The 19,015-nt window shown below is 44.8% G+C and carries 14 protein-coding genes; 11 read left to right on the forward strand and 3 right to left on the reverse strand.

The window, feature by feature from the left end; all coding sequences use genetic code 11:
* The first annotated feature begins 165 nt into the window (after positions 1-165).
* The 5 genes from ACU01J_RS12905 to ACU01J_RS12925 all read left to right on the forward strand — a co-directional run bounded on the left by ACU01J_RS12905 (position 166) and on the right by ACU01J_RS12925 (position 6,837).
* Complete coding sequence (locus tag ACU01J_RS12905; RefSeq protein ID WP_481086064.1) at positions 166-3,447, forward strand: helix-turn-helix domain-containing protein; 3,282 nt, start codon at positions 166-168, stop codon at positions 3,445-3,447.
* A gap of 258 nt (positions 3,448-3,705) precedes the next feature.
* Positions 3,706-3,831, forward strand: coding sequence for a hypothetical protein (locus tag ACU01J_RS12910; protein WP_481086065.1), 126 nt, complete (start codon positions 3,706-3,708; stop codon positions 3,829-3,831).
* A gap of 275 nt (positions 3,832-4,106) precedes the next feature.
* A complete protein-coding gene (locus ACU01J_RS12915) occupies positions 4,107-4,334 on the forward strand; it encodes a FeoA family protein (RefSeq protein ID WP_481086066.1) in 228 nt (75 codons plus the stop codon).
* Positions 4,334-6,610, forward strand: coding sequence for a Fe(2+) transporter permease subunit FeoB (gene feoB / locus ACU01J_RS12920; protein ID WP_481086067.1), 2,277 nt, complete (start codon positions 4,334-4,336; stop codon positions 6,608-6,610). The genes ACU01J_RS12915 and feoB overlap by 1 nt, the downstream gene beginning before the upstream one ends.
* Entirely contained in the window at positions 6,607-6,837 is a 231-nt protein-coding gene (locus ACU01J_RS12925; RefSeq protein ID WP_481086068.1) for a FeoC-like transcriptional regulator, read from the forward strand. The genes feoB and ACU01J_RS12925 overlap by 4 nt, the downstream gene beginning before the upstream one ends.
* A 73-nt stretch (positions 6,838-6,910) precedes the next feature.
* On the opposite strand, the gene ACU01J_RS12930 is transcribed toward ACU01J_RS12925, so the two are convergent.
* Complete coding sequence (locus ACU01J_RS12930) at positions 6,911-7,339, reverse strand: HIT family protein (protein ID WP_481086069.1); 429 nt, start codon at positions 7,337-7,339, stop codon at positions 6,911-6,913.
* Between the two features lie 106 nt (positions 7,340-7,445).
* Entirely contained in the window at positions 7,446-9,179 is a 1,734-nt protein-coding gene (gene argS / locus ACU01J_RS12935) for an arginine--tRNA ligase (RefSeq protein ID WP_481086070.1), read from the reverse strand.
* 245 nt (positions 9,180-9,424) lie between these two features.
* Between argS and ACU01J_RS12940 the strand changes: the two genes are divergently transcribed.
* Entirely contained in the window at positions 9,425-10,024 is a 600-nt protein-coding gene (locus ACU01J_RS12940; RefSeq protein ID WP_481086071.1) for a VOC family protein, read from the forward strand.
* On the opposite strand, the gene ACU01J_RS12945 is transcribed toward ACU01J_RS12940, so the two are convergent.
* A complete protein-coding gene (locus ACU01J_RS12945) occupies positions 10,016-12,790 on the reverse strand; it encodes an insulinase family protein (protein WP_481086072.1) in 2,775 nt (924 codons plus the stop codon). The genes ACU01J_RS12940 and ACU01J_RS12945 overlap by 9 nt on opposite strands.
* Before the next feature lie 296 nt (positions 12,791-13,086).
* On the opposite strand from ACU01J_RS12945, the gene sixA reads away from it, so the two are divergent.
* From sixA to ACU01J_RS12970, 5 genes are all read left to right on the forward strand, one after another.
* Positions 13,087-13,551, forward strand: a complete 465-nt coding sequence (sixA, locus tag ACU01J_RS12950; RefSeq protein WP_481086073.1) for a phosphohistidine phosphatase SixA — start codon at positions 13,087-13,089, stop codon at positions 13,549-13,551.
* A gap of 192 nt (positions 13,552-13,743) precedes the next feature.
* Positions 13,744-15,837 carry a flagellar biosynthesis protein FlhA gene (gene flhA, locus ACU01J_RS12955; protein ID WP_481086074.1) on the forward strand — a complete coding sequence of 698 codons (2,094 nt, stop codon included), beginning with the start codon at positions 13,744-13,746 and terminating at the stop codon, positions 15,835-15,837.
* A 29-nt stretch (positions 15,838-15,866) separates the two neighbouring features.
* Entirely contained in the window at positions 15,867-17,342 is a 1,476-nt protein-coding gene (gene flhF, locus ACU01J_RS12960) for a flagellar biosynthesis GTPase FlhF (RefSeq protein WP_481086075.1), read from the forward strand.
* A 13-nt stretch (positions 17,343-17,355) separates the two neighbouring features.
* Positions 17,356-18,243, forward strand: a complete 888-nt coding sequence (locus tag ACU01J_RS12965) for a MinD/ParA family protein (RefSeq protein ID WP_481086076.1) — start codon at positions 17,356-17,358, stop codon at positions 18,241-18,243.
* Positions 18,236-18,970: an RNA polymerase sigma factor FliA gene (locus tag ACU01J_RS12970; RefSeq protein ID WP_053438411.1), complete on the forward strand. Its 735-nt coding sequence runs from the start codon at positions 18,236-18,238 to the stop codon at positions 18,968-18,970. The genes ACU01J_RS12965 and ACU01J_RS12970 overlap by 8 nt, the downstream gene beginning before the upstream one ends.
* Positions 18,971-19,015 lie beyond the last annotated feature (45 nt).

Raw genomic sequence — 19,015 nt, forward strand, 5'->3', positions numbered from 1 at the left:
AAAGTCACCATTAATTGATAACCCTCACTTGTTAATCTGCGTAATTACTAGATAATTATTATCACAAAATAATACCGGGCGGTTTCTAAGCCCAATTGCCGATATCGGTATATTTTTATTCGCTGCTAGGACAAGTTTTTGATTAGAACAATATGGATGTTGTTCATGTTACTGATACCAGTGCATGGTTTTGCGTCCAACTCATCACTTATGGTCTTCTATCCCTTGCCGACTCAGGCTGAGGGAAAAGTCTTTGCAGCTAAACAACTCTTTCTCGCAGATGGTGGGGGCATATGGCTCCAAGATGTGCGCAATCAAGTACTCTTTTTTGATGGTCAAAACATCACCCCTGAAGTTGGTTCGGCTTTAGAGTTCGATGCGGAACAGGTTGCGTTTCTCGATAATGCATTCTGGACGTTTTTCCAAAATGAAATATACAGAACTGTTCCCAATCAAGAAAAAGAGCTGATCTTTAGCCTTACACCGGGTAGTGAGATACTACGTATAGGGGCCTCAAAGCGATTTATTTGGGTATCGGATGAGCGCAATTTCTACACCTACAACGTGGATACAGGTGAGTTTCAAACCTTTTCACTGATGGAGTTGTATCAGTATAACCAGTCTTCAAAGATCTTGATTAATGATGCGCAGTTTATCTATTCCCGCTGGGTATTGGCGACCAATGCTGGCGTGTATCTTTCGCGACAAGGGCGATTTGAACATGTGGCTCGCTCAGGTAAGCACTATGTCGAGAAACTCTACTTTTCTGAAAAAAGAAGAGAGCTGATCATCGGTTCATTAAGTGGTGCGTTGATCTTAGATATTACCGCGCCAAACAAACCGATAAAAAGTATCGCTGGCAGCCATGTATTAAGTATTACTGAAACCAGTCAGGAGTATTGGATAGGTACGGAGAAAGGTCTATTTGTCTATTCATTTTTAACTGGCGAAACTAAACGTTTTGATCAGGGTTTCTTAGCTGGTAATGCGTTGTCTGGTGAAAAAATCTATTCGTTGCTTAATGATGGTGCTGGTGGGGTTTGGGTTGCGACCGACCGAGGTGTTCGATATTTTTCGTTGTTTTCTCAAAAGTTTGAGCGTTTTCCTAGTGCTCAACTCACCCTCAATAACCGTAAAGAGTCATTAAAAAAGCTCACACCCACAGCCAACCACGATGGCTATTGGGCATTGTCCAATAGTGGCTTATATCGGATAAATTTGTTTAACATTGATAACCGAATGCTGATATATCAAGGGAAGGTACATGACTTTGAAGAAAGCAACGGTGTACTTTGGTTAGCCACCGATCAAGGTATTGTCTGTATTAATAGCGACAGTGGTGAAGTTATTGATGACTCACTACCACGTTTTTTGAAAGACAATAGCGTTAGCTTTGTCGAGCTTAGCAATAAGAATGTGGTTTGGGGAGCGAGTCAGAAACAAGTTTGGAGTTATGACCTATCGAGCGGTAAGTTAACTCAATATGGTTCTGAGTGGATGATAGACAAATATCTTCCTGCACAATTAACTCATATGCATGTGACGAATCAGGGCTATTTATCACTCGGTACTGAGCATGGCGTTTACTTACTCAAAGACGGTCAAGTACATTTTGTTGGCGAAAGTGTTCCTTATGGAGAAGTGATTGATATCATCCAACCTGCCGACAATGAACTGTGGATAGCAAGTCGTTATGGCTTGTATCAGCTCGATTTGTATCTTGAGCAAGTTGAACCCATCATGATGGTTGATGGCCATATTACCCCTAAGTGCCTGCTGCAAAACCAAGATGGGATATGGGTGACCTCTTCGACAGGCTTATCTCGCTATAGCCCGGAAGGTAAGTTGATTCACCACTATGGTGAACCATTTGGCCTTATCAATAATGAGTTTTCACCAGGGCTGTGTAGTTACAGTAACGATAGCCAGCGTACGCTATTGTTTGGTGCTGATTCTAGCTTAGTGAAAGTGAATACGCATGAACTGGTCGTCAGTCGATTACCTGATGTTCAGGTGATATTTAGTCAGATTAAGCGTGACCAAGCGCTCTATTCGTTGGGCAATTCCTTAAAAGAGCGCCCAAGCTTAGGTTATCAAGAGTCGATAACATTTCAATTTGGTGTACTGCCAAGAACTAATAACCTCAATTTGGAATACCGACTCAACGAAGGGGAGGAGTGGCAGGCGTTAGATGGTACGACGCTAACGATTGAGCATCTCATGCCGGGCAGTTATACATTGGATGTACGAGCGCTGCGTAATGGGGTACTTCAAGGCCAAAGTAACAGTTACCAATTCTACGTGACGGAGCCGTGGTTCATGGCTAACTCGGCAATAGTGGCTTACATTGTGGTATTAATAGTTATCATCGTGACGTCCGTTTACTGGCGATCAAGAATTATGTCTGCTGCGAACCGTGAGCTAAAAGCACAAATTGCCCTAAAAACCAATCAGCTGCGTCATCAAAGTCGAATTCTTTTAACTAATAACCAGCAGCTTCGCAAGCAACTCCAAGTTAGGAGGCTGATATTTACTCAGTCAGTAAATGCACTGAAAGACAAATTAGCCACTTATGAAGAAAACGGTGAAACGAACAGTGTATTGAAACAGCTATCGAGAGAGCTAGACCTACTTGCGTCGACTCGTTCTACCAATGGACAAGCTCTTCCTGTTCACAATCTGACTCTGATCATTCAATCGGCGTTAAGTGGTTGGGCTGAGGAGTTCTCAAAAGCAGGTGTCCATGTAGAGCTCGAAGCTGAAAGTGATCTCTATGTAAGTCTGACGCACTTTAACTTAGATGAACTATTTAACCTGTTGTTTGATGGCATTGTGAAACGTTGTTACCGAAATCAAACGGTGGTTATTCATTTATCTCGTAGGAATGATCTAATTGCGTTCGCCATGCTCGATCAGGGTGAAGAGTTAGAAAGTGATTCAATACTGACTTCGACGCTGCAAAGTCTCCGATCATTGGTAGAGCAAAGCGGTGGTGAAATGACTTCTCATATTTCAGATGAGAGGAACTTGATTGAAATCGTGTGGCAAGCGAGTGATATCTTTGATGAAGACTCAATTGTTGCCGCACCTTCGAATAAAGAAAGTGCAGTATTTGAAGATAACGATCCTTGGCTAGAAAAAGTGACTACGTTAGTTGAAGATAATTACACCAATGCTGAATTTGGTACCTCAGCTGCCGCTAAGATGCTATTTGTTTCAGAGCGTAGCTTACAGCGTAGAGTCAAATCGGCGACCGAGAAAACCTTTACCGAGTATCTGACAGAAGTTCGTCTAGACAATGCATGTCGTCGTCTATTGGCCGGAGAGAAGGTATCAGAAGTTGCATTTGAATGTGGTTTTAATGACCCTTCTTACTTCAGTCAGCGCTTTAAACACCGTTTTGGTATGCCTCCAACTCAATTCGTTGAGCAGAAAGAGAGACATTAAATGACTTTCCAATTCCTTTTCAATATGCGCATCTACAAGGCCTAAGTGAGAGTGCATAAGCACTTTCCCTAGCCACATTACGTCGATCGTCTTGCCGTCTTAGCCTTGTTCAGTAAACGAATTTACTGATTTTAAAATAAGAGATACTGAAAAAAGCAGGGTTATTCTTGAGCGCTGAGAGTAGCTGAGAGTGCTGAGGCAGGGATAACAAGAAAAAAAATATCGTGGTATAGCCGGGGGACTATACCACGGGTGCCAATGACACCTTCGCTTGCTGCCGGAGTGACGCTTGCTGCGTCACCTCTGGAATTCAATCTTGTTGTCGCTAGGGTGTTCCCTGTCGACGTGAATAACTATAACGGCGGTGACTTATTTTACTTATAAAATTAACGCCAGATTAGCATAACAAAAGCGACATAATTATAAGTCATTGTATTTTAATGATTTATTTTAATCCTTAGCTCGGTTGACAGATTCTGTCATCCGATTTATGTCGTCGTCGTCATTGCTTTTAACGTATTTAACGAGGGCTTTTTTTACGTTTTTCACTATCGAATTATTGAAAACATTGATTTCAGACAAGATCTGCAATATGTATCAGAGCTAGTATTGCGATTGTTAATAGAAATCCTTCTCATTTAAGTATCTTGGCCTATCTTATGAAACTATCACAACTACAACAAGGGCAAAAAGCAACCATTACGAGCTTTACTGAACTTTCCAATGACGTTAGAAAAAAACTAATGGTTATGGGGTTATTACCTCAGACTTCTGTAAAACTTATCCGCAAAGCACCGATGGGCGACCCTCTGCAAGTAGAAGTGCGTGGCGTATCTTTAGCTGTTCGTGTCAACATTGCTGATGCAATTCAAGTAGAGGTCAACTAATGGAATACAAGATTCTTACCGTTGGTAACCCAAATAGTGGCAAAACAACCCTTTTTAATGGCTTAACTGGTGCTAAGCAGCAGGTAGGTAACTGGGCCGGAGTTACCGTTGAGAAAAAAACAGGTAAATACACACATTCTAGCGACGACTTTTTACTGACTGATTTACCGGGTATTTATGCTTTAGACAGCGGTAATGATGGCAACAGTATTGATGAATCAATCGCATCTCGAGCTGTTTTAACGCACCCAGCAGATCTGATTATTAACGTTGTTGATGCAACGTGTTTAGAACGCAGTCTATATATGACGCTGCAACTGCGTGAACTAGGCCGCCCTATGGTGGTGGTTCTAAATAAGATGGATGCACTCAAGCGAGAACGACAAACCATCGATCTCAAAGCACTAGAGAAGGTGCTAGGCTGTCCGGTATTTGCGATTTCAGCTAACAACAAAGCACAAGTCCATGCCTTTAAAGACCGTTTGCACAAAGCATTGATTCAAGGTGTTGCTTTAAACGAAATGCGCTTGAATTATGGTGACGAGTTTGAGCAAGCGATCAGCCAGCTTGAGCCTATTTTTACTCGACAAGCTGAAGTTGCTGAGCGTGCTTTGGCAATTCGTGCATTAGAAAATGATCTATTGGTATTAAACGCCTTAGCACAGCCTGAGCGTGCAACGGTACGAAATCAGCAGCTAGCGATTGAGCTAGATATTGACTTGTTAGTAGCCGATGTGAAGTACACCTTTTTACACGAACAATGCAAGAAGGTCCGCCGCACTGAAGGTAAGCTAAGCCACAGCTTTACTGAGAAGGTAGACAGCGTCATTCTCAATAAGTGGGTTGGTGTGCCGTTCTTCTTTGTCGTGATGTACCTAATGTTTATGTTCTCGATAAATATTGGTAGCGCGTTTATCGACTTTTTCGACATTGGTGTTGGTGCACTGCTCGTTGATGGTGGACATTACTTATTGGATGATCACTTACCAGTATGGCTGGTTACTCTGCTTGCTGACGGTGTCGGCGGCGGTATCCAAACGGTCGCGACCTTTATCCCTGTTATCGCGTGTCTGTACCTATTCCTAGCGGTACTAGAAAGCTCGGGCTATATGTCTCGTGCAGCGTTTGTACTTGATAAAGTGATGCAGAAAATTGGCTTACCGGGTAAAGCATTTGTGCCACTGGTTTTAGGCTTTGGTTGTAACGTACCTTCGATCATGGCAACGCGTACGCTAGACCAAGAACGTGAACGTAAACTGGCTGCATCAATGGCCCCATTTATGTCTTGTGGTGCGCGTTTGCCTGTTTATGCATTGTTTGCTGCAGCATTCTTTCCTCAAAGCGGACAAAACGTGGTGTTTGCCCTATACCTTTTAGGTATTGTTGCAGCCGTTTTCACCGGACTGGTTTTGAAAAGGACTTTATACCCAGGCTCTAGTGACAGCCTAGTGATGGAAATGCCAGATTACGAATTACCGACTATGCGTAATGTGGTAATCAAGACATGGCAAAAACTAAAGCGCTTTGTTTTGGGTGCAGGTAAAACGATTGTCGTAGTAGTGACCATTCTTAGCTTCCTAAATTCAGTCGGCACTGACGGCTCGTTTGGTAACGAAGATAGTGAAAACTCAGTGCTGTCAAAAGCCTCTCAAGTGGTGACACCAATCTTTGCACCGATCGGTATTCAAGAAGATAACTGGCCTGCAACTGTAGGTATCATTACAGGTATCTTTGCTAAAGAAGCGGTCGTTGGTACGTTAAACAGTCTTTATGCTCCGAGTGAAGGCGATGCTGGTGAGTTCGATCTAATCGCTAGTCTTGAAGAAGCGGTGATGTCTATTCCGAACAACCTTGCTGACCTAAGCTACTCTGACCCATTAGGCATTGAAGTAGGAGATTTAACAGATAGCCAAGCCGTTGCTGATGAGCAAGAAGTTGATGCTTCGATCTTCGGCAACCTGAAAGGTTATTTTGCATCGAGCAATGCGGCTTTTGCATACCTGATTTTCATCTTGCTCTACACGCCTTGTGTTGCGGCTATGGGCGCCTATGTTCGTGAGTTCGGTCAGAAGTATGCTCGCTTTATTGCGGTTTGGACCATGGGTCTAGCATACGGAGGTGCAACTCTGTATTACCAGGTGTCTCATTTTGCTGACCACCCAGCGTCTAGCGCAGCTTGGATTGGCGGCATCATCGCTGTCAGTGTTATGACGTATCGACTGCTAAAAGCAGTAGGTAATAAACAGAGCAAAGAATTAGAGGCGCAACTAGCATGATTCTTAGTGAGCTAAAACGGCATATTGATGCTCAAGGCAGCGTATCAAGAAAAGAGCTCGCAAAGCAGTTTCACCTTAGTGAAGATGGCGTCGATGCCATGTTATCGGTGTGGATTAAAAAAGGAATGGTGTCGCGATTAGTCGACACCAATCAAGCCAAACATGTTACTCGTGTCCGTTATGCTAAGGTTGAGAGCAACTCGCTGGCCATGACAGTCACCATGTAGTGAAAACGTTTAAAGCCGCTCTTAACATGAGCGGTTTTTTATTTTTCAGACGAAGTTTCGGATGTTTTTGGAATTAAGCGCGGGTAAAAAGCTTACTCAGTGACAGTACGTTACCAATGCGAGTGAGTAGCGCAGCTTGCTCTTGTTCTGGGCGGAACTCACCTTGGGTATTGCCCCATAAAGGCCCAGGCCAAGCCACATCATCTTGGAAGCGAGCGATATGGTGAATATGAAGCTGTGGAACCATATTACCCAGAGCGCCAAGGTTAAGCTTGTCTGGCTGGAAGGTCGCTTCTAGTGCTTGGCTTACAGCTTGAGATTCTAACAAGAATTGTTGTTGTTCTTGCATCGGCAAATGATGTAGCTCTTTTAGATTAGCGCGCTTAGGGACTAAGATAACCCAAGGTACGGCATTGTCTTTATGCAGCAGTGCTACGCATAGCGGGAAGTGACCGATGATGGTGGTATCTTTTGCCAATTGAGGGTGCAGTTCAAAACTCATTATCGTTTTCCATTTTACGTTGAATGAACTCAGTATACGCCAGATAAAACAAAAGGTTGACGCTTTCACGCCAACCTTTCTGATTATCTTAAAGCTTGATGCTTAATTACATGCGCTCAAGCGTTTCGATACCTAGCAGAGATAGACCTTGCTTAATCGTCTTCGCTGTCAGTGCTGCAAGTTTCAGGCGGCTCTGCTTCACTGATTCATCTTCAGTGTTAAGAATAGGGCACGCTTCGTAGAAGCTTGAGAACTGACCTGCTAGTTCGAATAGGTAGCTACACATGATGTGTGGTTGACCTTCACGAGCAACAGATTGTACTGCTTCTTCAAACTGTAGAAGTTTAGCGATTAGCGCTTTTTCTTTATCTTCAGTCACTTTGATTTCGCCTGCTAGGTTATCCATAGAGATACCCGCTTTAGCGAAGATAGAAGATACACGAGTGTAAGCGTACTGCATGTAAGGCGCTGTGTTGCCTTCAAACGCAAGCATGTTGTCCCAGTCAAACACGTAGTCTGTAGTACGGTGCTTAGACAGGTCTGCGTACTTAACCGCTGCCATTGCAACAGTGTTAGCGATCTTAACTTTCTCTTCTGAATCAAGATCTGCGTTCTTAGATTCGATCAGCTTGATTGCGCGCTCTTCTGCTTCATCTAGTAGATCAGCAAGACGAACCGTACCACCTGCACGAGTCTTGAATGGACGACCATCTTTACCTAGCATCATGCCGAATGCGTGGTGCTCTAGTGATACTTCTTCTGGCACATAACCCGCTTTACGAACGATTGTCCAAGCTTGCATTAGGTGTTGATGTTGACGTGAGTCGATGAAGTAAAGTACGCGGTCAGCGCCTAGTGTTTCGTAACGGTACTTAGCACAAGCGATATCCGTAGTGGTGTACAGGAAGCCACCATCACGTTTTTGGATGATTACACCCATCGCTTCGCCATCTTTGTTTTTGTACTCTTCTAGGAATACAACCTGAGCGCCGTCATCTTCTTGTGCTAAACCTTGCTGTTTAAGGTCAGCAACGATGCCCGGTAGCATGTCGTTGTACATGCTCTCACCCATAACGTCATCACGAGTAAGAGAAACGTTTAGGCGGTCGTAGTTACGTTGGTTTTGAACCATAGTAACGTCAACAAGCTTCTTCCACATCTCTGCACAGTACTCGTCGCCGCTTTGTAGTTTCACTACGTAGTTGCGTGCGCGAACTGCGAATTCTTCGTCTTCGTCGTATAGCTTTTTAGATTCACGGTAGAAAGCTTCAAGGTCAGACAGTTCCATTGAAACTTCGCCAGACTCTTTTTGTACGCGCTCTAGGTTAGCGATAAGCATGCCGAACTGAGTACCCCAGTCACCGATGTGGTTAGCACGAATCACTTTATGACCTAGGAACTCAAGAGTACGGACAACCGCATCACCGATGATGGTTGAACGTAGGTGGCCTACGTGCATTTCTTTAGCAACGTTTGGTGCTGAGTAGTCAGCAACGATTGTCTTTTGCTCTTCAGCTGCAACGCCTAAGCGCGCATCTGCTAGAGCTATATCAGCCTGCTTCGCTAGGAACTCCTCGCTAAGGAAAATGTTGATAAAACCAGGGCCTGCGATTTCAGTTTTGCTTGCGATACCGTCAAGATCCAGAACATCCAATACTTTCTGTGCAAATTCGCGTGGGTTAGTACCTAATTTTTTTGCTACGCCCATTACACCGTTTGCTTGGTAATCACCAAACTGAGGTTTTGCAGATTGACGAACGGCTGCAGGGCTGCCTGCAGGTGCGCCAGCGGCTTCAAGAGCCTGAGATACTTTGTCGTTAATAAGTGCTTGGATATTCACACGCGCTTCCTTCAATTCTGGGAATTGGTTAGCTATGCATTCCGAGTTAATCAGGGGCTAAAAGCCTTTATCCTGAATAATATCCACCAAGTGGAATGAATGCATATCTCGATCTAGTTCATAAATTTGGCGCACATAATACCAACTTTATTGCTCCGCTTATAGGGAGTGAACTGGGAAATTTTCTACTTTTCCTGACGATCTTGTTAGTATTGGGGAAAAATCAACGCATTGGGTACGAAAAAATGTCACAACCGCTGTTCAACGCTGAATTAATGCCAGCTCAGATGAAAGCAAACCTTGATGAATTTATGCATAAAATTCAAGATTTAAGCGATACTTTGCATATTAATCTTAAGCCATTTCAGGCTGATCATATCGCTTTGCGTATCAATGATGCTGAACTGGCGAAATTAGCGCATCAAGAGTGGCAAAAAGAAGGACAGGTCATTTCGAACGCCCAGATTAACGGTCGTCCAATCATCGTTATCCTTTTTGAGCAAGCTTTGAATAGTCACGGCTGGGATATTGAGTGCTTGGAGCTGCCTTACCCAGCACCTGGAAAAATCTACCCAGAGCAGAACTGGGAGCATGTCGAGTTTGTTGTGCCATCTGACGCGCAATCGGCAGAAGAGTACTTAGCTGATCTCAAACAGCAATTTCCAACCTTGGCACAAAATTGGGACGCTATGCTTGAGAAAGGGGTCAAAGTAAAACTGTCGAGTCCAAAAGGGGAAGGGGAGCGACTCAATAACCCGACTGTTGCCTTCAAACATAAAGGGGTGTGCATTAAGCTTCACCCCCATCCATTAAAAGCAATTGTAGAATCAGAGCAATCAGCCTAGCTCAACATCCTTAGGTCTGAGCTGGAACTCTTCGATTGAGCCAATCTCCTGACCTAAGCTAAGAGCTTCCGACTCATGGTGTGCATTACCCTGAGTGTGCATGATGAGTCGGTTTGCGGTTCTCGGTTTTAGCTCGTTGACAACGAATCGAATCATATCGGTTCGAGTTAATGTCTTAAGTTCCTCAAGTACCACTTCTTTTTGATTAAATTCGAGATCTTTATTGCCTATCGCAACCCAAAGCCGTTGAGCGCGGCCACGTAAGGTGGTGTCCGGTGTGGCGATTTGATTCCATAGCCCGCGTTTACTGCTATGCCACTGATATTCATTAAGCTCAAGCAGCACCATATAGAAAGCATTAAGAAATTCATCGATAGACTGAATTAACTCAATGGGTGCTGCATTCGGCGATTGAACGTATAGAGCAATGCCCGGATGGCGATTGAGAGGTAAGTTACCTGTGCCGACCATATAACCGAGCTGCTGCTTGGTGCGGATTTCATGGAAGAAAGTCGCTGACATCAAATGATTAGCCAGTGAGTAAAGAGCGATACTCCTTGGGTTGGTATCGTCACACTGGTAGTAAAGAACGGTTGCAGAGTCCTCTTGATCGCAAAATACTTCATGCTGGAATGAGCCATTTTTGCCTAGCATGACCAGTGGCCGTAGCGCTTCTTCATACTGCTGATCTTGAACCCTTAATGCATCTTTAAGCGTATTTCCTAATGCCAGTGCATCAGACTGGGTCCAATCGCCATAGACAAACATCTCAACATGCAGCTCTGCCAAAATAGCATCGACAAAGGCTTCTAATTCAGAGACTTCAATTTCTTGCAGCGCTTCTAACAGTACTGAGTAGGGTGGGTTATTGGGTTGCAATATACCAGTAAGCGCATTAAATAGCTGAGAAATAGGGCGATCTTGCGCTGAGTTGCGCCAATTTCTTAACAGTTGTTGCTTGATGGTTTCAAAGCGTTGCTGACTAAAGTCGCGCTTAGCAAATCGGCTTAAGATGAGTTTCATCAGCTCAGGTTGCTTTTGACTAAAGCCTGAAACGGTTAAGGTTACGCCACCTTGATGCGCGTACATGTTATACCCCATGCCTGCAATTTCAGCTTGGTATGTTTCAGCTGCTAGGCTGTCGAGGAACATTTCCACACACAGGCGAGTTTTAACGATGTTACGCGGGTTAGCCACGGCATGAGGGCTATCAATCGCGACGTAAACGACCCCTTTCGGTACTCGAAACTCTTCATCTTGTAAGTGCCACAGCTTAAATCCAGGTAGATCTTCCAGCACTTGCGGGTTCAACTGAGGAGACTCTAGCTCTTTAGGATCAAGATCATAGCAGATAAATGGGTTCTTTTCAGGTAACTCGAATGACAAGGAACTCGGCTCAAGGAAATATTCTTTTTGCTCTTGAGTAAACTTGGTGACTGAATATGGCGTGAAGTACCACTTAGCCTTTTCAGTGTACTCGTAACCATGGGCAATCAGCGTTGTGCGCAGGTTATCGGGTACCAAGTAATTCATTAGCGACTTGAGCTGAGACTCATCATAATGATTCATCATAAAATCACCGTAGATGGTGTCTTCCGCTTGGTAGTGCTGCATATTGACCACAAGGTGGCTGACTAAATCGAGTGGGCGAGTCGGTTCTTGGAAGCGAAATGCCGATTCCAGTACCGCTTGTTTTTCACGGTAACGCCACTCATCAAACCCTTCACGTTTGATTAAGTTAAGGTAGCTAAATACCGCTTGGGTAATATCGTCTATGTGCTCTAAGCCTGTCGGAGTCAGAGCGCAGCTTACGGTAAATTCGCGATAGTTACTGGCGCTTGTGCCACCGCCAGCAGACAAAGAAGTGATCCACCCTTTATCTTTCAGTGTGATCATTAAGCTGCCATCCCCTTCATAGCCAAGTAAATGGGCGAAGTATGAAAGTGGTTTAGACTGATAAAACTCATCCATTCCCGGCATCGGAAATGCGAGGATCAGCTTACGGATTTCTTTGACAGGTTCCACATTGACCAAGACGCTGGTTGAGTGCTCATCGCAATAGGCAACATCAATCGACTTACTGGCAAGCTGATGGTTTGGTATCGCTGAAAATTTCTCGTGGCACCAAGTTTCAAGTTCATCGAGTGTTTGAGGACCCGCGATAGCAAGGGTCATTAAATCCGCTGAGTATTGCTGATAATGAAAATCGACAATTTCATCACGGATGCTTTTTCCGTCGCGGTCGCCAAGCGTCTCAAGGTTACCGACAGAAAACTTACTGAAAGGGTGGGCTGGATTAATCAGTTCCTTGTGGACTTGGTATAGACGTCGCGAGTCATCATTCAGCTTGAGCTTGTATTCAGACTCTACGGCTTGGCGTTCTTTATCTAGCGCTTCAGAGTTAAAAAGTGGTGCGGTAAAAAATTGACTGAAACGGTCTAGGCCGGATTCGAATGCGTTAGGTGAGACATCAAAAAAGAAGCAGGTGTGCTCTGTACCTGTCCAAGCGTTATTGCTGCCGCCATGCTGACTGATATAGCTTTGAAATTCGCCAACTTTAGGGTATTTTTCCGTACCCAAAAATAGCATGTGCTCAAGATAATGAGCTAAACCTTCACGATCGGCTGGATCGTCAAAATGGCCGACATTGACTGCTAATGCTGCCGCTGATTTTTGTGCTGTATCGTCGTGGATCAGCAATACCCTAACACCGTTGGAGAGCGTCAAGTAACGGTATTGGTTAGTATCATTTGGGCTAATGTGCACGGTGCCATCTCCAGTCAGTTTGAGAACGCCTTATAGATAATAGAGTAATTATGACTCGGATATGGCTGACTGCAAACTATCTATTTGAGAAATATGAGCAAAATGGATTTGTAGCCTGACTCGATGAGCTGCCAAGAGTGTTAAGAAAGTCAGAGTCTTTCGGAGTAAAGTTGATATAATTATTTATAGCTCAATGGATTTGATGCCTCGTGATGCAATCAGATCAAGCACTCAAAAATTACAAGAACAACAACCCGCAATGAAATCACGGCGGGGTAGTATATTAGGAAGAAGCCATGAAAATTTTTATTATGCGTCACGGAGAAGCAGAGCATTATGCCGCAAGTGACGCAGAGCGAGAGCTAACTCAGCATGGCCGAAAAGCCTCGTTAGCGGTCGCACGAGCATGTGCCGGTAAAGGTTTTTCGCAGTTCGATAAAGTGTTAGTAAGCCCTTACATTCGTGCACAGCAAACTTGGCAAGAGATCTCATCGCAATTCTCATCTGAGCAAGTAGAAATCTGTGATGATATTACTCCGTATGGTGACTCAGAACACGTAGCTGACTACGTATCGGCGCTGGTCGATACTTACAAATACCAAAGTGTTTTGATTGTGTCGCATCTACCTTTAGTTGGTTATTTAACTTCAGAGTTTGTGACTGACATGGTGCCGCCAATGTTCCCAACATCTGGGCTGATTTGTATCGAATACTCATTAGAGAAATTATCGGGTGAAGTAGTATTTAACATTCACCCATAATCGCACCGAAAGCTCGCTTTTGTCTTAGCTAGTCTAGGATTGAGAGCGGGTGTTCACTTCCCAAGTCTAATCACGCTGTTCATATAGCGCGCCAACACCACTAGCCATAAAATTGACATACTTGATGGACTAGATATTGCATAGTTACGCCAAGTTGTTCTTTTTTCCGACATTTACTGTAGCTACTCGACTATGAAGTTTTCTTTGCCGTTCGCGGACAAACTGCCTCCAATTCCTCAGCGCGCGATGCCTGCCATCGGTGCGCCAGTCATGGTTTTGGCTACGCTGGCCATGGTTATATTGCCAATTCCAGCATTCCTACTCGACCTTTTCTTTACCTTCAATATTGCTTTAGCCATGGTTGTGCTACTGGTGACTGTGTATACCCGTAGGCCACTAGACTTCGCGGCTTTCCCAACGGTTCTACTGATCGCGACGTTATTGCGATTGGCCTTGAACGTGGCCTCGACTCGTGTCGTTCTGCTTTATGGTCACGAAGGTTCAGGGGCGGCTGGTAGCGTTATTGAAGCGTTTGGTAATGTCGTTATCGGCGGTAACTACGCCGTCGGTTTAGTGGTCTTTCTTATCTTGATGATCATTAACTTCATGGTTGTTACCAAAGGTGCGGGGCGTATTTCTGAGGTAAGTGCTCGCTTTACGCTAGATGCGTTACCAGGTAAACAGATGGCAATTGATGCGGACTTAAACGCCGGTCTAATCGATCAAGATCAAGCCAGAACGCGTCGACAAGAAGTGACCAAAGAAGCGGACTTCTATGGTTCGATGGATGGTGCGTCGAAGTTCGTTAAGGGTGATGCCATCGCCGGTATTCTGATCCTATTTATCAACATCATTGGTGGTCTATCCATTGGTATGGCGCAATATGGATTAGGGTTTAGCGAAGCGCTGCAGATTTATACTCTATTAACCATTGGTGACGGCTTAGTTGCTCAGATCCCATCGCTACTCTTATCGATTGGCGCTGCGATCATGGTTACGCGTCAAAACACTGATGAAGACATGGGTAAAGAAGTTGTCTTCCAGATGTTTGACAACCCGAAAGCCTTGATGATTACCGCATCGATCCTGTTTGTCATGGGTATCGTACCGGGTATGCCGCACTTTGCTTTTCTATTGCTGGCCTTCATTGCGGGTGGCGGTGCGTACTACATCTATCGCAAGCAGAAAAAAGAGGCTGAACAGCCGAACTTACCTGCGACCACGGAACCTGAATCAACCACGCCGAAAGAGCTCTCTTGGGATGACGTTCAGCCGGTTGATATTGTTGGCCTAGAAGTTGGCTACCGCTTGATTCCACTCGTCGATCAAGCGCAAGGTGGTGAGCTACTTGAACGGGTCAAAGGGGTACGTAAAAAGCTGTCACAGGACTTTGGTTTTCTTATTCCAGCGGTCCACATTAGAGATAACTTGGAACTGACGCCAAACAGCTATCGTATTACCTTAATGGGCGTTGCGGTTGGTGAAGCTGAAATCAGACCGGATATGGAGCTGGCGATCAACCCAGGCCAAGTCTATGGAATGATTGAGGGCGAACCGACTATCGACCCGGCTTTTGGTCTTGAAGCGGTATGGATACGTGAAGAACAGCGTGAACATGCTCAAGCACTAGGCTACACCGTTGTAGACTCATCCACGGTATTGGCAACTCACCTCAGCCAGTTGTTGACTAATAACGCTTCGCAACTGATTGGCCATGAAGAAGTTCAAAATCTACTTGAGATGCTCGGCCGCAGTACGCCTAAGTTGGTGGAAAGCTTTGTACCTGATCAATTGCAGTTGGGTGTGGTGGTTAAAGTTCTACAGAACCTGCTTAACGAGGCGGTCCCTATCCGTGATATTCGTACAATTGTTCAAACCTTGTCCGAGTACTCTAGTAAGAGTCAAGAACCTGACATATTAACCGCAGCTGTACGTATCGCGCTCAAACGTTTAATTGTTCAGGAAATCAATGGTATAGAGCCAGAATTGCCAGTGATTACGCTTATTCCTGAGCTGGAACAAATATTGCATCAGACAATGCAAGCTTCTGGAGGAGAATCCGCGGGAATCGAGCCTGGATTAGCAGAGCGTTTACAAACATCTTTAAGCCAAGCGACACAAGAGCAGGAGCTAAAAGGTGAACCGGCAGTGTTATTGACGTCGGGTGTACTACGCTCAACTTTAGCGAAGTTTGTAAAGAATACGATTCCTTCACTACGCGTTCTCTCTTACCAAGAAATCCCGGACGAGAAACAGATTCGTATTGTTCAAGCGGTTGGGAACTAGCTTTAATACGTTGATATACGGTACCTAATTTGAAGATTAAACGATTTTTTGCCAAAGACATGCGCACAGCCCTTCTCCAAGTCAAAGGAGAACTTGGTGATGACGCGGTTATCATGTCTAACAAGAAAGTGGCAGGAGGAGTCGAGATCGTCGCTGCAGTAGATGGCGAAGGCTCGAGTGGTGCGGCGAACAATTATAGTTCTAGCCCACGGCACAATAATCCTCGACCAACACAGGCGAAGCCACAGGCACCTTCACCAAGTCGAGCACTCGCAGAAGATAAAGTCAGTCTTCAGTCGCAGTCTGGTGCTGACCACTCTATGACCAAACGCTTTGCCAACATGTTTAAACAATATGGCGGTGGTGATAGCAGTGATAACAAAGAAGAAACCAGTGCCGATACTCTCGCTGCTTTGTTGAATCGACAATCTGCTACCCGCCAAGATGGGCGCGAAGCCGTTCAACTTAAAGAAGACTCTCCACTGGCACGCCTGATAGCGGAAGATCGTCGATTAGAGAGACCCACAGCGAAACTTGATCCGACGCGTTATGAACGTTCTCGTCCAAATGAAGCCGCTGTTGCGAGTGAAGATCTCGAAGAAATGAAAGAAGAGATGACGTCGATTCGTCGCCTCTTAGAACACCAAGTTTCGGGGTTAATGTGGCAAGAAGTTGAGCGCAGAGAGCCACTTCGAGCGATGTTAATTAAGCGCTTAGAACGCATGGGTGTTTCGTCGGATTTAGCCGATCAGTTAGCTTGTTATATTCCGGAAGATACGGCGCCGACCAAAGCGTGGAAAGCGTTACTAGGTTTGGTTGCAGACCAAGTTCCGGTCTCACAGAAAGACATTTTGAAGCGTGGCGGTGTTGTTGCGCTTCTTGGGCCTACTGGTGTAGGTAAAACAACGACAATCGCCAAGTTGGCTGCTCGCGCGGCAATGGAGTACGGCTCGGATAATGTTGCGCTCGTTTCAACCGACACATATCGTATCGGAGCACATGAGCAATTAGCGATTTATGGACGCATTATGGGCTGTCCAGTAAAAGTCGCTAAAGATTCCAATGAGTTAGCCGATGTAATATATCAGTTACGTAATCGTCGCCTAATTCTTGTTGATACAGCTGGTATGGGACAGCGCGACGTTAGACTGTCTGAACAGCTAGATACTTTGATGCAGGAAACCGGTGAAGTGATTCACAGCTATTTGGTTCTTCCGGCTACTGCGCAGCGCAAAGTATTGCAAGAGACCATTGAGCACTTTAAACGCATCCCGCTGTCTGGGTGCATTATGACAAAGCTTGATGAGTCTTTGAGTTTGGGAGAGTTCCTTAGCGTGGTAGTTCAAAATGCGCTACCCGTGACGTATATAGCGAACGGACAACGAGTCCCGGAAGATATTGTGATAGCGCAACCAAAATACATGGTCGCTAAGGCAAACGAATTACTTGAGAAGTCGACCGATGACGAACCTCACTACTGGAATAGTGAATCGGAAAGTTTCTAGGCGGCGGACGATTATGACAAAGAATATGATACAAGACCAAGCAAGCGGATTACGCCGCTTAACACAGCCTTCACTTACTAAGGTCATTACTGTGACGGGTGGTAAAGGTGGTGTTGGTAAATCTAATGTGACGTTAGGTATGGCTATCTCGATGGCGAGACAAGGCAAGAAAGTCATGGTACTTGATGCCGATTTAGGTCTCGCAAACGTTGATGTCATGCTAGGTATCCGACCTAAGCGCAATTTAGGCCATGTACTTGCGGGCGAATGTGATCTGAAAGACGCGATTGTTGAGGGGCCTTACGGCATTAAAATTATCCCTGCAACATCGGGTGCGCAGGCTATGACTGAGTTGTCACATGCTCAACATATCGGTTTAATTCGTGCTTTCGGAAGCTTAGAAGACGAAATGGATGTGTTGCTAATCGATACGGCTGCTGGTATATCTGATATGGTAGTGAGCTTTTCTCGTGCGGCTCAAGATGTGGTTATTGTCGTCTGTGATGAGCCAACATCGATCACTGATGCATATGCTCTAATTAAGTTACTGAGCAAAGAACATAAGGTTCAGCGATTCAAAATCGTTGCAAATATGGTCAGAAGCTACCGAGAAGGCCGAGAATTGTTCGCAAAGTTGACCTTGGTCACAGAGCGATTCTTGAATGTGGGCCTAGAGCTCGTAGCATGTATTCCTTTGGATGATAAAGTAAGACAAGCAGTTAAAAAACAAAAGATTGTGGTTGATGCGTTTCCAAGAGCTCCAGCTGCATTAGCCATCGGTTCTTTGGCGAGTAAAGCACTTACTTGGCCAATTCCTAAGACTCCGAGTGGACATCTTGAGTTTTTTGTAGAACGCTTACTTAATAGACCTGAGATGCTAGAGGAACCATTTGGTGAATAAGGCCTTGACCTATGACCAGTATGCTAACCAGAACAGTCAGCGAGCATTTTTAGAAAAATACTCGGTGCTGGTGAAGCGCATTGCTCACCATCTGCTTGGGCGGCTACCTCCGAGCGTGCAGGTAGAAGATCTTATTCAGGCGGGAATGATTGGCCTGCTCGAAGCTCAAAAGAACTATGATGGTACTAAAGGAGCGAGCTTCGAAACTTACGCAGGGATTCGCATTCGAGGTGCAATGCTTGACGATATTCGTCGAGGAGACTGGGTTCCACGCTCAGTTCATAAACATAATCGTGAAGTTAGCCAAGTTATTGCCATACTTGAAGGTGAATTGAATCGAGATCCAACTGATGCAGAAGTTGCACAACGGATGGGAATCAGCCTAGAGCAGTATCATGTGATCCTGACGGATATTAACTGTTCTCGTTTGGTGGGAATAGAAGACTTGGGGATATCGGAAGACTCTATATCACCTGAGGATAGTGAAGACGATAACTTACCTTTTAAGGGAGTCGCTGATGAATATTTCCGTAAAGCATTGGTTGACTCAATAAAATCTCTTCCAGAGCGTGAAGCTCTAGTACTTTCGCTTTATTATGATGAAGAGTTAAACTTAAAAGAAATCGGTGAAGTAATTGGTGTTAGCGAGTCACGCGTTAGCCAAATATTAAGCCAATCTATGCAGCGTCTACGCACAAAGTTAAGTGCTTGGACAAATAATGAGTAAAAATCACTGATCTCAAATTCAGTGGAGGCAATTTTGAATAAAAAC

It is taken from the genome of Vibrio sp. 2433-A1 (genome assembly GCF_056726085.1).

Bases quoted from the DNA above. Each gene is read 5' to 3' on its own strand.
- ACU01J_RS12940 (WP_481086071.1), top strand. From the start codon at position 9,425: ATGTCACAACCGCTGTTCAACGCTGAATTAATGCCAGCTCAGATGAAA.
- ACU01J_RS12910 (WP_481086065.1), top strand. From the start codon at position 3,706: ATGACACCTTCGCTTGCTGCCGGAGTGACGCTTGCTGCGTCACCTCTG.
- ACU01J_RS12905 (WP_481086064.1), top strand. From the start codon at position 166: ATGTTACTGATACCAGTGCATGGTTTTGCGTCCAACTCATCACTTATG.
- ACU01J_RS12965 (WP_481086076.1), top strand. From the start codon at position 17,356: ATGACAAAGAATATGATACAAGACCAAGCAAGCGGATTACGCCGCTTA.
- ACU01J_RS12930 (WP_481086069.1), bottom strand. From the start codon at position 7,339: ATGAGTTTTGAACTGCACCCTCAATTGGCAAAAGATACCACCATCATC.
- ACU01J_RS12925 (WP_481086068.1), top strand. From the start codon at position 6,607: ATGATTCTTAGTGAGCTAAAACGGCATATTGATGCTCAAGGCAGCGTA.
- sixA (WP_481086073.1), top strand. From the start codon at position 13,087: ATGAAAATTTTTATTATGCGTCACGGAGAAGCAGAGCATTATGCCGCA.
- flhA (WP_481086074.1), top strand. From the start codon at position 13,744: ATGAAGTTTTCTTTGCCGTTCGCGGACAAACTGCCTCCAATTCCTCAG.
- ACU01J_RS12915 (WP_481086066.1), top strand. From the start codon at position 4,107: ATGAAACTATCACAACTACAACAAGGGCAAAAAGCAACCATTACGAGC.
- feoB (WP_481086067.1), top strand. From the start codon at position 4,334: ATGGAATACAAGATTCTTACCGTTGGTAACCCAAATAGTGGCAAAACA.